Below are 12,310 nucleotides of genomic sequence, written 5' to 3' on the forward strand. Positions count from 1 at the left end.
ATCGAAAAGGTTTAAAAAGCTCAGCTCAAAAATTCTGTCAAACTGAAGAGGTGATTTGAATGGAGGGGGCGTTTCAGAATAAGGTTGTCGGGGAAATTTTAACCAGATACAGGCGCATCTGGGCAATAGGGCATGCACAGAGCGTCCTGGGCTGGGATATGGAGGTCAACATGCCGAAGGAGGGAATCCTTGAGCGCTCCGTTGCCCAGGGCGAGCTCTCCGTGCTTTCCCAGGAGTTCCTCCTCAAGCCGGATTTTGTTGAGCTCGTCGAGAAGGCCAAATCCATAGAAGACCTCAACGAGTACGAGAGGGGCGTTGTCAGGGTTCTCGACCGCTCGATAAGGATAAGCCGCTCGTTCCCGCCGGAATTCCTGAGAGAGATGAGCGAGGTGACCAGTCAGGCCACCAAGGCCTGGGAGGAGGCCAAGAAAAAGGACGACTTCTCCAAGTTCGAGCCGTGGCTGGACAGGATTATAGATCTCGCAAAGCGCGCCGCAGACTACCTTGGCTACGAAGACGAGCCCTATGACGCTCTCCTCGACATGTTCGAGGAAGGGCTGACAACGAAAGAAGTTGAGAGGATGTTTGGCAGGCTTGAGAAGGAGCTCAAGCCGCTCCTTGAGAGGATAATGGAAGAGGGTAAAGTCCCGCAGAGCCACCCGCTTGAGAAGGAGCGCTATGAGAAGGAGTGGATGGAGCGCGTAAACGTCTGGATACTCCAGAAGTTCGGCTACCCGCTCGGCGTTCGCTCGCGCTTAGACGTCTCGGCTCATCCGTTCACCACCGAGTTCGGTATCCGTGATGTCAGGATAACCACCAGATACGAAGGCTACGACTTCAGGAGGACTATACTCAGCACCGTCCATGAGTTCGGCCACGCACTCTACGAGCTCCAGCAGGATGAACGCTTTATGTTCAGCCCGATTGCGGGTGGAGTAAGCCTCGGCATCCACGAGAGCCAGAGCAGGTTCTGGGAGAACATCGTGGGCCGCTCCAGGGAGTTTGCAGAGCTCATTCACCCCGTCCTGAGGGAGAACCTGCCCTTCATGGCGGACTACACTCCGGATGACGTCTACCTCTACTTCAACATGGTTCGCCCGGACTTCATCAGGACTGAATCCGACGTCGTCACCTACAACTTCCACATTCTGCTCCGCTTCAAGCTTGAGAGGATGATGCTCAACGAGGGTGTTAAGGCAAAAGACCTCCCGGAGCTCTGGAACGACGAGATGGAGAACCTCCTCGGCATAAGACCCAAGAGCTACGTCGAGGGAATCCTCCAGGACATCCACTGGGCCCACGGAACGGTCGGCTACTTCCCGACCTACAGCATCGGAACGCTCCTGGCGGCGCAGTTCTACTACCACATGAAGAGGGACCTCAACGTGGAAGAGCACATCGCCAATGCGGATTTCGAGCCGATAAAGGCCTGGCTCCGCGAGAAGGTTCACAGGTACGGCTCAATCTACCCGCCGAAGGAGCTTCTTAAGAAGTCCATCGGCGAGGAGCTGAACCCGGACTACTTCATAAGGTGGGTGAAGGAGAGGTATCTGTGATTTTCATATTTTTGCAACCCTTGTTTTATCTTCGTGGACGCTTACAATTTTGCCCCTAAAATCAACTCCCATCGACAAAGTTGTCTTGAGCTTTGAGTAAATATACTCAGCACTCTTTGGAGGGAATCTTAGAAGTATCAATCCGGGCATTTTAAGGTTTTCAACGAATAGTATCATTCCGAAATCTTTGTCAAAGGTTATGAGGATTCTGTCTTCCTCGCTGGATATTCTGGCCACTTCTTGGTCGGGAATTCCTCTTTTTACATCATAGACTGACAGTATGTCAAATCCTTCTTTTTGGAGACGTTTAACGACTGAGTATGGAATATTCTCATCAGCCAGAAACTTCAACGTACTGTTCCTCCTTCAATATCATACTGGCGTACCTTATGGCCGCGAGTATGTCTTCTTTCGTCAGCTGGGGATAGTTCTCAATTATTTCCTCAAAGCTCCAGCCGTTGGCCAGCAGTTCAAGGATAAAGTACACGGGAATCCTCGTCCCTTTTATCACGGGTTTCCCACCCATCTTCTTGGGGTTTATCTCGATTCTGTCGTCAATCATCATGTTTGTATATTAGGGATTGACCTTAATATGCTTTTTCGTATCTCATAATGCCTTAAATTATGACGCATGCAAATAGTGTATTGGTCAGACGATAATGATTTTGAATGACGTTTATGGTTAGTCCGTCAGGATTAGGGGCAAAAATCCTTCAGCGAGCTGTTTCGGGAGCTCTTAAGGGAAAGAAAGGGAAACGTCGACGCCCTGCGTCACCTGTATGGGATATTGAGTGAGGAGGAGTACAGGGAAACAAAGAGGAAGCTCAAAGAGATCGAGGAGGAGTTTGAAAAATGGGGGCAGTCCTTGACACAAACGTGATAATCGAGATCGCCAGGGGCAACGATGAAGTCTTTGAAAAAATCACGGCTTTGGACAACACTTTCTACATAACCTCAATAACCAAGTTCGAGATTCTCCTCGGAATGCCCAAGAAAGACGAGCTCATATGGCTTGAAACACTCATTGAGCTCCCGTTTGATAGAAAATGTGCAGAGGTGGCGGCGTACCTCCACAAAAAACTTCAAGGAAAAGGAAGTCCCATGTCTTTTAGGGACCTGTTCATAGCCTCAATTGCGATCCTCAATGGCCTGCCGGTAATAACTTTAGATAGTGACTTTGAGGTCTTGAAAGAGATGGGACTTGATGTAATGACCTTGAAACGGTCTTAACCTTCTTTTTTGACTGCTAATCCAATAATGATTCCGATAACAACACCAACGGCAAAAACCGCCGGCAGGCTCCATGAAATCTCTGGTCGGGCCTTTGACTCACTCTCCACCGGTTCAGGTCCGTTGCCTTCCCACTTTCCTCCGTACAGGCTCAGGGCTATCAGCGCGTAGGCATCGCCGTCGAGGGTCATGCTATTCCTTGGGCTTGCGAGCTCAAGGAATCTCAACGCCTCGTCTACATTCCCTCTCTTCGCACCGGCCATGTGGAGCCATATCAGCGCTATCGCCGTGGAGTAGACGTCGTGGTTCCAGGAGCCGTCGAGAGTTGGGGCTTCAATCACCGCGTAGTTCTCTCTGCCTCTGAACTGGAAGAGCTCCCTTTCGGCATATGAGGTTCCGATGAGGAGTAAGTAGTTTTCCGGAAGCTCTGGGTAGAGCTTCATCCCGTCCCTGAAGAAGCCGGACTCGTTTTCTAGGAGGGCTTTCCCCGAGCGTATCAGGAAGATACTCCCCCGGTCTGGGGGCCCCAGGCTGACGTTTATCTCGGCCCTTCTTCCGGTTCCGCCCCATGTTCTGAGGGTTTCCCAGCCGTTTGCGGTATAAATCCTCTCTTCAACCGTGTATTTGGTAATCCCCCTAAAGCTCAGCCTCAGCGTTGCGTTTCCAATGTACTGCGTCCTTTCGAGAAGAGAGGATATAAAATCAAGCGTCTCCTTCGGAGGGCTCACCTTCCCCTCCCTCAGAAAGAGCAACGGCAGGACTATGCTCTCGTATGGAGCCCTAATATCGCGGTAGGGCATGGGGGAGACAAAGCCCGTGAAGAAGTTGTCCAGATACGGCCCCACGAGCCTCTCCGGCCTCAGCCTTTCCTCCAGCCATTCCCATTCCCTGGAGACGTCGTATCCCATCCTTGAGAGCGCCGCAACGGCGTAAGCCGTGGCAACGATGCTTGGCGACTCGTTGACCCTGTTGAGCCCCGTCTGCTCCCAGAACAGGTAAACCGTGCTCCCCCAGTGGTTCCCGCTCTCGTTCCTCAGAAGGAACTGGGCAGCCTTTTGTATTTCCATGGAATTGGGGCTTTCTCCCGCCTCAAGGAGGGCTAAAATCGCCAGTCCGGTTCCAGCTGACTTTGAAAGCTCCCAGTAGAACCACTCCGAGTCCGGCTCTGGATAGTCGTCGGTTATTATTGCCGGAAAGGAACCGTCCTCGCTCTGCTTTGACTTTATCCATTCAACGAGTTCCCGGAACTCCGTGGAGTTCCTCGGGTAGCCGCTCCTTGCGAGGGCTATAACTTTGAGGCATGTGAGGTAGAACGTCTCTTTCTCCCTGAATGCCTCCCATCCGGAGACGCTTTCGGTGTTCCACGCATGGTTCAGGGTTCGGAGCTGATATTCGTTTATGTAGTGCTCCGCACCTCTGCCAATTAATGAACTGGCTCCAGCTGGCGGCAATATGAAACCGGGGATGAAAACCAGAAGAAGAATGATGGGGAGCTTCTCTCTCATACCGCACACCATGTTAAAAATAGGAAAGGAGACTTTAACTTTTTGGGACCTCACTTAACGGCTCCTCGATCCACCCCACCGGCTCGACCTCTATCGCCGCAACGCCGTACTTCCTCTCCCTCTCCTCGGAGTAGAAGCGCCTATAAACCCTTACTCCTTCCTCGATGCTTTTCACTCCGGGGAGGACGTTCTCTAGTCCCTCTTTCTCCAGCATCTCCCTGAAGGACGAGTAAACCCTCACGTCCTTCACAACACACATCAGCCTGTTCTCGAAGATTATCGTGTCCCCCGGCCTTATCCCCTGCCTCTTCTCGTCGTATAATCTGCCCTCAATCCTCTTCCTGCCCTCGGCTATGGCTTTGAGGTACTCCTCCTGAAGTCCCATTCTCCACTCCATGGCTCACACCAGATGCCTCAGTAGCATTGGCGATATCTTCAGAAGCCTTGCCAGAAGCCGGGGGCTCCTTATTATGGCCTTCACGGTCTTTACATGGTCATCGAAATCTGCTGTCCTCTCAATCAGCTCAACGGCCTCTCTGCTCCCGAGAACCTCGAATATCTTTTCAATCTGCTCCTGGGTGAGTCCCAGAAACATTTTCCTGACTCTCATTCCGAAGGAAATCTGCTTTTTGATGTCCCTGCAGAGCTTTTCATACTCACCGGGTCTGCCGTTTATGAGGGAATACGCCAGTGCATGGGCGCAGAACATACCGTAGGCTATTCCCCCTGCAGTGGTGGGCTTTATCTGGAGTGCGGCATCGCCGACAAGGGCGAGATTGCCTTTAATCCACGGTTTTCTCCAGCCAAATCCCACACTTCCCGCCCTGAACTCCACGATGTTCCCGGCCTTCAGCATTCTCATTTTCAGGAACTTGAACAGGGAATCGAGGCTTCCAAACGTGCCTACACGGGCAAGACTTTCGTTTACAGGTGCGACCCAGAAGAAAAATTCTTCATTGAGCTCTTTGTTTACCCAGACCTCAACAAAATCCTGCCTCTCAAACTCCCCGACGACCTCAACCTCATACCCGCTTAAAAACTCCGCCTTCGTCTTTGCTCCCATTTCCTGAGCAACCCTGCTCCTGATTCCATCGGCGCCGACATAAAACTGGGCTTCAACATCAAACTGCCGGTTGAACCTCTGAAGAACTGCCCTGCCATTTTTGAAGCCCATGAAGCGCGTCCCCATGAAGTACTCCGCCCCCTTTTTGATGGCTTTCTCTGCGAGTGTTTTTTCGAGAGCTTTCCTATCCACGAGATATGCCTGAGGCGAGCTTCTCTTAATCTCAAAGCTCTGTATCTTGGAGTAGAAAACAGCTCCCCTGAGCTCGTTGAGAACAGCTTTTTTCGGGAGCTTCAAATCATCGTAGCTCTCCTTACCGATTATCCCTGTGCATGCCTTTTCCCCGAATGAATTCCCTGCCTCAATAACAGCAACATCAAAGTTTCTCGCCAGAAGGTTTGCCAGATAGCTGCCAACCGGTCCGCCTCCGATAATTGCGACATCGTAATCATACTTCATAGCCCTCCCCAGAACCTATTCCTTTTAAACCCTATAAAGTTTAGCTTTAATTGTGATGGGGTGGGATTGCCAAACGTAGCGGACAACCAGAACGATTGAGGATTCTGCATCTATTAATAACAGCCGGCAATTAACATCATACCTTATAAATTCTGTGAAGCTTAACTTTAATGGTGGTGATGTTGAGGGTTCTGGTAACGGGTTTTGAGCCGTTTGGCAGGGAAAAGCTCAACCCCTCATGGGAAGCAGTCAGGGAACTGCCGGATGAGCTCCACGGGGCAGAGATAGTAAAGAAACAGCTCCCGGTGACATTCAGGGGCGTCAGAGCCCTTATTCCGGAGCTTATCGAAGAAATCGGTCCGCAGGTTGTGATTCTAACCGGTCAGGCAGGGGGAAGGCCGAACATTACCGTTGAGAGGGTGGCAGTAAATGTTATGGACTCAACAAAGGAAGATAACGAAGGCTACAAACCCGAGGATGAGCCAATTTTTGAAGATGCTCCGGCGGCATATTTTGCCACGATACCTGTAAAGAGGATTGTAAAAGCTTTGAGAAGTGAGGGAATTCCCGCAATGGTTTCAAACAGCGCCGGAACCTATGTGTGCAACACAGCGATGTTCACAGCCCTCCACACAATAGCGATCAGGAATCTGCCGGTGAAAGCGGGTTTCATTCACGTGCCCTATTCATATGAACAGGCTCTTGAAAGAACAGTGCCGTCCATGCCCATTGAAACTATAAAAAAGGCCATTGAGGTCTCAATTCGAACCTCTCTGCTCCCTTAGATAAATTTTTAAGAAGTTCTCCAGAGCTGTGAACGATGCAGAGGTGGTGCCTATTCTAATCCTTGGTGTTGATGTAATCGGCGAGAACCCGAAGAGGTTTGCAGTTGTGAGCTGGATGAACGGGAGGCTTGAGAAGAAGGGTGAGTTCACCCTCTACAGGCTGATTCGTTTTATAAAGGCAAAAAGGCCGAAGCTAGTTGCCATGGATAATATACATGAGCTCGGAGATGATCTGAGAAAGTTCCTCCGCGCCCTGCCCCAGGGGACGAAGCTGGTTCAGGTAACGGGCAGGCCGGGGGAGCAGAAGCCCCTCTGGGCTCTTGCGAGGGAGAACGGAATAAGGGTAACCGATAGGTTTGACCCCCATGAGGAGGCCAAGGTCTGTGCGCTTCTGGCCTCCAGGGGTGTTGGTTACGAGGTGCTCGCCTTCGAGGATGAGGTTGTCATAAAGGTCTCACGCGGGAGGAGCCAGGGGAAGGGAGGCTGGAGTCAGGATCGCTATAGGAGGAGGGTCCACAACCTGATCCAGAATAAGGTGAGGGAGATTGAGGACAGGCTGAGGAAAGCCGATATACCCTTTGATCTGGAGGTTGAGGAGAAGGACTATGGACTTGCCAGAGGAGAGTTCCGGGTGTATGCCGGCAGGGAAGAGCTCGCAGGGCTCATAAGGCCTGCCCATGGCGGTGATGTTGAGATAAGGATTTATCCTGTGGAGAGGAAAAGCCTCGAATTCGCCCCTCTGAAGAGCGAGAGAGCGATAGAAGAACGGAAGAGTGTGATAGTCGGGATAGACCCGGGAATAACCGTTGGGATAGCTGCGATAGACCTGAACGGGAACATCCTTGCCGTTTACAGCGAGAGGAACATGGCCGTGAGCGAAATTTTCAGGTTCATCAGCGACATCGGGCATCCCATAATAATCGCCACCGATGTCAGTCCAGCCCCAGGTCTTGTGGAGAAGCTTGCCCGCTCGTTTAAAGCCAATCTTTTCGTCCCAAGGGAAAGTCTCAGGGTGGATGAGAAGAATGAGCTGCTGAGAAATCTTGGGATATCGGTTGATGACGACCACCAGCGTGATGCGCTGGCCGCAGCATACAAGGCCTATCTCCGTTTGAAGCCGAAGCTGGAGCACGTGGAAGCAAAATTAAGGGAGCTGGGACTTTCTGGAAGGGGAGAGGAGGTTAAGGCACTTGTGATTCAGGGCTACAACCTCGGTGAGGCCATAACGAGAATAACAGCACGTGAAAGACCGAAGGAGGAGGAAAAACCTTCACCTGAGAGGAGTGTGGATATCGAGCCATATCTGAGGAGAATCCGCGAGCTGGAGAGGAGCGTGGAGACTCTTGAGCGTGAGAATAATGAGCTCAGGGAAATAATAAAGGAGCAGAAGAGGATCATAGGCCGCTTGGAGAGGCGTTTGATTGATTATGATGATGAGATTAGGGCGAGGGTGATGAAGGAGAGGGAGCTCGAGGCCAAGGTGAAGCGCATAGAGGCCCTTGAGAAAGAACTGAGGGATGCAAAGGCCATAATTGAGAAGCTGAGCAGGGATCTGGTTCTTGCAAGGAGGATGCACCTTCTTGAGCTCAGGGGATCGGCTCTTCCGCTGAAGGTTCTTGAGGCCCTTAGCTGGCGTGAGGTGGAGAGGGTTGAGGGGGAGACCGGTATAAAGCGGGGTGATGTTCTCTTCGTGGTGAATCCCGCGGGGGCAGGGAGGAGCATAGCCGAGTATCTTGTTGAGAAGGGGATAAGAGCAATTGTGAGCGGTAAAACATTCCCGGATGATGCGTTTAAGGTCTTCAGGGAAGCCCATTTACCCGTGTTCTATACGGATGAGATTGAAGTGAAGAGGGTCGATGATTTTGCAATCGTCGACAGGGAGGAGCTCGAAAGGGCCATAGAACACAGGCTTGCCATCTGGGATGAGGAGGACAGGGAGAGGGAGCTTCAGAAGTTTCTGAGGGTTGTTGAGGAGTACAGAATAGAGCGTGTTAAGGAACTCATGAGGAGGGCTGAGGATGAAGCCAAAACCAGAACTCGAAGTTAGTTCATGCAGTTAAATCTTTAAAGTTTAAATTTAAATTTTAGTTGGGGAAGTGTATTAAATAACAGTATTCATGCTTTGGGGGCTAACTTAAAAATGAAAGCCCTGACAAAAAGAGATTGGGAGTTAGTAAGGCTGCTTCGGGACGATGGCCGGCTAAGTGATGCAGAACTTGCAAGAGAACTGGGGCTGTCTAAGTCTGCAGTAAGATGGAGGAGAATGAACCTTCAAAATGAGGGATACTTAAAAGTCACTGCATTCTTGAGATTTGATAAGCTTAAGTATCCATATGCGTATATTCTCTTGAAAATTAAGGCTGATATTTCACGGAGAGAACTGCTATTGTTTGAAAAAGAACTTATGGATATGGAAAGTGTTTTTACGTTAGTGGAGCTTTTGGGAAACTATACCCTGCTAGTGGGGGTGTTCTCTGAAGAACGGGAATCCCTACTTCGAGAGATCGACAGCATCTTACGTGGAAGGGAATACATCCAGGACTATATACTACTGATGGGAGTCAAAACTCTAAAATCTGAGGGGGTTGTATTCTTGGATGTCCTTAAATGAACTGTTACAAAATTAAAAAGACAAAGGCAAAGGATTACTCTTTTGCTAAGGCCTCTTTTCTCCTCCTTATCTTCGCCAGCTCTCCCTCTCTTATGAGGGCCTGGGCCACCAGTGCTATCACTATAACTACTCCATCGACAACCTTTATCCAGAATCCCGAGACTCCTATTGCTAGAATCCCTGTTTCTATTAAATCTAGCATAAGCCCTCCCATGAATGTTCCAAAGATTGTCCCAACTCCACCTGTCAGGGGGGTTCCTCCAATAACAACAGCAGCTATAGATTTTAGCATGTAGATATCACCAAGAGCTGGCCATACGGTGCCCAAGGATAGGGCAACTAAGAATCCTGCAAAGGCGGCAATCATGCCTTCTAGGGAAAAGATGTATAGCAGTGTTTTTTCTGTGTTTATTCCTACCATCTTTGCGGCAACTCTGTTGTCACCAATGTAATAAACGTATGCACCAAACCTATGTCTATTAAGGATTAACCAAAATATGATGGTTATTAAAATTGTCCAGAGAAATTGGACAGGGATCCCTAAAAGAGTCCCCACAAAAAGTTTCTGTATATATGTCTTTTCAATATTGTGAAGGCTTATCCCATATCCCCCGGTGACTACTAAGACAATTCCTCTCCAGAAAAACATTGTTCCAATTGTCCCTATTAATGATGGCACTTTGAGCCTTGCCACAAGTATTCCATTGAATGCACCTGCAATGAGCCCGGCAATCAAGAGGGCAACAAGGCCCAGCAGGCATGAACCGGTGTTCTGCCACACGTATGCAAAGGTTACTGCTCCAACCGCCATTATCGCAGAGAAGGATAGGTCCACTTCGGTGGCTATTATTATATATGTCAAACCAAGAGCAGGAAGTATTGTAAATGGAGTTACGGATAACAGAGCAGTATAGGTGTAGGGATTTGAAAATGCATATGGATTGATTACATAGAATATCAACCACAGCGTCAAGAATATCCCAAGTATGGCGAATTGGAGTTTATGAGCCTCAATAACCTTTTTGATGTTCTTCATACCTCACCACCTCTCTATGCCTCAGAGTTTTCAGCCAGATTCAGATTGGAATACTCGGGAGGTATCCTTCCGGTTTCTGCTATAGATAGCATTATGTGAGAGAGATCCTCAATATCAAGGTCCTTTTTCTGGAACTCTCCAACTATACTCCCCTTATTGAGAATAACAAATCTATCCACAACTGGATAAACATGATATACATTATGACTTATCATAATTCCAGATTTGCCTCTTTCTTTTAGCTGTCGGATATATTCCAAGACTTTCTGAACCTCTTTAAGGGAAAGGGCGTTAGTGGGTTCATCCAGTATGACAACGTCGGCATCAAACACTAATGCTCTCGAAATTTGAACTCCCTGCTGATAACCGCCGGAGAGATAATTTACCGGAGTGTCTACAGAAGATATTCTCGATGTAAGACCCAGCTCTTTCAGTGCATTCTCTGAGCGCTTCCTCATTTCATTTATTTTAAGAAATCCCCAACGGTTTGTGATTTCTCTTGCCATGAATATATTTCGCCATACAGAATGATGAGAGCATAGGGTTCTCTCCTGATGTATCAACACGATTCCCAGTTCATAGGCTTTTTTGGGAGTGAGATTATTATACAGTTTGCCTTTAATATACAGCTCACCTGAATCTGGCTTGTGTATCCCAAAGAGTATTTTCATTAAGGTAGATTTTCCTGCACCATTATCCCCAACAACCCCAACTATCTCGTTTTTTCTAACTTTAAAAGTTACATTATTGAGTGCTATTATGTTCCCGAATCTTTTTGTAATGTTCTTAGCATAAATCACATAGTCATGCTTTGAATCTGCCTTCATCATAATCCCTCCCTCTTATATGCAGCACTAAATTTCTCATAACAGTCAAGCCAATATACTAAAATAAATAAAAATGAAGCAGAGGATAATCAACGATAACCCTCTTGGACGAGTTTGGCTATTGTTCCAACGTTGCTCTTATCTACTATTGATCCCCCTGTATCAATGTATAAACCAGCAAATTTGTAATCTTTGCTCAGGACTAGATTCAAAACTGTCATAAATCCTTGAAGGTACGGTTGTTGGTCAATGACCATCTGCACATATCCATCTTCTATACCCTTGACTGAGCCGGGAGTTAAGTCGAATCCAATGACAATAATATCTCCTGGCTTCTTGCCTGCAGCTTTCATATAGTTTTCTGCTGTGGCTGTGGTGCCACCACCATCAAATGCTATTAATGCAACGTCTGGATGCTTGGCCAGATAGCCTGTAACGTATTGTATGCCCTCGGAAGGATTGCCATAGACCTCAGGAGGATGAGAAACTTCGTCAACTATCAGGCCCGCTTTCTTAAACGCATCTTCCATTCCTCTTGCCCTGAGAGCCCTAGCTGGCTGCTCCCAGCTCCCTGAGAATATAGCTACCCTTGCTCCAGGCTTAAGACGATCCTTGTACTTTTCAAGGGCCGCAGATGCTAAATTATAACCTGCCTGATACACATTCTGCCCAACATAACCTGTGAACCAGTATTTTTCCCTAAGTTTTGGTATGTCAACATTTGCCAGTGTTACAAAGATTCCCTTCTTTGCAGCCTCCTCAAAGAGTGGAGCGAGGGCATCATATCCTGGGTGCCCCATGACGACAATACCATCTCCTGGATGTGCCATTGATATTGCCTTTTTAAATTCCTGAACCATTTTGTCTGGGTCCCACTTTGTATGGACATAAATCAATTTAACTCCTAACAGGGCGGCAGCATCTTTGGCTCCTTTATACAATCTCGCATCAAAGGGATCCCCGGCAGCTCCTCCAATCCAGTAAACTGTCATGCCTTCTCCGGGCTTTTTGATTGCGGGAGCTGATGATGTGGTGGAAGAAGTTGTGCTGGAGCTCTTAGAAGTTGTTGTGCAGCCGGCTGAGAAAGTTACTAAAGCCACTAAAAACAACACAACTAAAGTCCCCAAAACCTTTTTGTGCAGGAGTCTCATTGGAGTCTACCCCCATACGACAATCGATATCCCTTTGAGGTTAAACATTTATATTTTTTATTTGTACAATGTGAAGTTATCTGAGGA

The 12,310-nt window shown here is 48.5% G+C and carries 13 protein-coding genes; 5 read left to right on the top strand and 8 right to left on the bottom strand.

All coding sequences use genetic code 11. The annotated features are described in order from the left end of the window. Positions 1–59 precede the first annotated feature (59 nt). The gene (locus tag ACYQ27_RS00190) at positions 60–1,556 is read left to right on the top strand and encodes a carboxypeptidase M32 (RefSeq protein WP_460040714.1); all 1,497 of its coding nucleotides are present in this window, start codon (positions 60–62) and stop codon (positions 1,554–1,556) included. A 3-nt stretch (positions 1,557–1,559) separates the two neighbouring features. Here the strand turns inward: ACYQ27_RS00190 and ACYQ27_RS00195 are convergent, their stop codons facing one another. Next, positions 1,560–1,907: a DUF5615 family PIN-like protein gene (locus tag ACYQ27_RS00195; RefSeq protein WP_456453044.1), complete on the bottom strand. Its 348-nt coding sequence runs from the start codon at positions 1,905–1,907 to the stop codon at positions 1,560–1,562. Further along, a complete protein-coding gene (locus ACYQ27_RS00200; RefSeq protein WP_456453042.1) occupies positions 1,891–2,121 on the bottom strand; it encodes a DUF433 domain-containing protein in 231 nt (76 codons plus the stop codon). Before ACYQ27_RS00200 ends, ACYQ27_RS00195 begins: the two co-directional genes overlap by 17 nt. A gap of 287 nt (positions 2,122–2,408) precedes the next feature. On the opposite strand from ACYQ27_RS00200, the gene ACYQ27_RS00210 reads away from it, so the two are divergent. Next, the gene (locus ACYQ27_RS00210; protein WP_460040715.1) at positions 2,409–2,786 is read left to right on the top strand and encodes a type II toxin-antitoxin system VapC family toxin; all 378 of its coding nucleotides are present in this window, start codon (positions 2,409–2,411) and stop codon (positions 2,784–2,786) included. Here ACYQ27_RS00210 and ACYQ27_RS00215 read toward each other — a convergent pair. Genes ACYQ27_RS00215 through ACYQ27_RS00225 form a run of 3 tightly spaced genes read right to left on the bottom strand, consistent with a single transcriptional unit; the run spans position 2,783 to position 5,813 of the window. Then, entirely contained in the window at positions 2,783–4,291 is a 1,509-nt protein-coding gene (locus tag ACYQ27_RS00215) for a prenyltransferase/squalene oxidase repeat-containing protein (RefSeq protein WP_460040716.1), read from the bottom strand. The genes ACYQ27_RS00210 and ACYQ27_RS00215 overlap by 4 nt on opposite strands. A 34-nt stretch (positions 4,292–4,325) precedes the next feature. Further along, a complete protein-coding gene (locus ACYQ27_RS00220; protein ID WP_460040717.1) occupies positions 4,326–4,688 on the bottom strand; it encodes an ASCH domain-containing protein in 363 nt (120 codons plus the stop codon). A 3-nt stretch (positions 4,689–4,691) separates the two neighbouring features. Then, the gene (locus ACYQ27_RS00225) at positions 4,692–5,813 is read right to left on the bottom strand and encodes a geranylgeranyl reductase family protein (RefSeq protein WP_456394749.1); all 1,122 of its coding nucleotides are present in this window, start codon (positions 5,811–5,813) and stop codon (positions 4,692–4,694) included. A 182-nt stretch (positions 5,814–5,995) separates the two neighbouring features. Between ACYQ27_RS00225 and pcp the strand changes: the two genes are divergently transcribed. The 3 genes from pcp (at position 5,996) to ACYQ27_RS00240 (ending at position 9,209) form a co-directional block, all read left to right on the top strand. Continuing rightward, positions 5,996–6,598, top strand: coding sequence for a pyroglutamyl-peptidase I (gene pcp, locus ACYQ27_RS00230; RefSeq protein ID WP_456453904.1), 603 nt, complete (start codon positions 5,996–5,998; stop codon positions 6,596–6,598). Positions 6,599–6,644: 46 nt separating this feature from the next. Beyond that, positions 6,645–8,645, top strand: a complete 2,001-nt coding sequence (locus ACYQ27_RS00235) for a DUF460 domain-containing protein (protein WP_460041743.1) — start codon at positions 6,645–6,647, stop codon at positions 8,643–8,645. A 93-nt stretch (positions 8,646–8,738) separates the two neighbouring features. Then, complete coding sequence (locus tag ACYQ27_RS00240) at positions 8,739–9,209, top strand: Lrp/AsnC family transcriptional regulator (protein WP_460040718.1); 471 nt, start codon at positions 8,739–8,741, stop codon at positions 9,207–9,209. 34 nt (positions 9,210–9,243) lie between these two features. On the opposite strand, the gene ACYQ27_RS00245 is transcribed toward ACYQ27_RS00240, so the two are convergent. The 3 genes from ACYQ27_RS00245 to ACYQ27_RS00255 form a co-directional block, all read right to left on the bottom strand. After that, positions 9,244–10,245, bottom strand: coding sequence for an ABC transporter permease (locus tag ACYQ27_RS00245; RefSeq protein WP_460040719.1), 1,002 nt, complete (start codon positions 10,243–10,245; stop codon positions 9,244–9,246). 14 nt (positions 10,246–10,259) lie between these two features. Then, a complete protein-coding gene (locus ACYQ27_RS00250) occupies positions 10,260–11,075 on the bottom strand; it encodes an ATP-binding cassette domain-containing protein (protein WP_460040720.1) in 816 nt (271 codons plus the stop codon). An 86-nt stretch (positions 11,076–11,161) separates the two neighbouring features. After that, on the bottom strand, positions 11,162–12,223 hold the full coding sequence (locus ACYQ27_RS00255; RefSeq protein ID WP_460040721.1) for a sugar ABC transporter substrate-binding protein: 1,062 nt from the start codon (positions 12,221–12,223) through the stop codon (positions 11,162–11,164). Between the last annotated feature and the right edge of the window lie 87 nt (positions 12,224–12,310).

The organism is Thermococcus atlanticus (genome assembly GCF_054657855.1).

What these genes read in the sequence shown, in the direction of transcription:
- ACYQ27_RS00210 (WP_460040715.1), top strand. Translation starts at nt 2,409, where the DNA reads ATGGGGGCAGTCCTTGACACAAACGTGATAATCGAGATCGCCAGGGGC.
- ACYQ27_RS00200 (WP_456453042.1), bottom strand. Translation starts at nt 2,121, where the DNA reads ATGATGATTGACGACAGAATCGAGATAAACCCCAAGAAGATGGGTGGG.
- ACYQ27_RS00215 (WP_460040716.1), bottom strand. Translation starts at nt 4,291, where the DNA reads ATGAGAGAGAAGCTCCCCATCATTCTTCTTCTGGTTTTCATCCCCGGT.
- ACYQ27_RS00250 (WP_460040720.1), bottom strand. Translation starts at nt 11,075, where the DNA reads ATGATGAAGGCAGATTCAAAGCATGACTATGTGATTTATGCTAAGAAC.
- ACYQ27_RS00190 (WP_460040714.1), top strand. Translation starts at nt 60, where the DNA reads ATGGAGGGGGCGTTTCAGAATAAGGTTGTCGGGGAAATTTTAACCAGA.
- ACYQ27_RS00240 (WP_460040718.1), top strand. Translation starts at nt 8,739, where the DNA reads ATGAAAGCCCTGACAAAAAGAGATTGGGAGTTAGTAAGGCTGCTTCGG.
- ACYQ27_RS00245 (WP_460040719.1), bottom strand. Translation starts at nt 10,245, where the DNA reads ATGAAGAACATCAAAAAGGTTATTGAGGCTCATAAACTCCAATTCGCC.
- ACYQ27_RS00225 (WP_456394749.1), bottom strand. Translation starts at nt 5,813, where the DNA reads ATGAAGTATGATTACGATGTCGCAATTATCGGAGGCGGACCGGTTGGC.
- ACYQ27_RS00220 (WP_460040717.1), bottom strand. Translation starts at nt 4,688, where the DNA reads ATGGAGTGGAGAATGGGACTTCAGGAGGAGTACCTCAAAGCCATAGCC.
- ACYQ27_RS00255 (WP_460040721.1), bottom strand. Translation starts at nt 12,223, where the DNA reads ATGAGACTCCTGCACAAAAAGGTTTTGGGGACTTTAGTTGTGTTGTTT.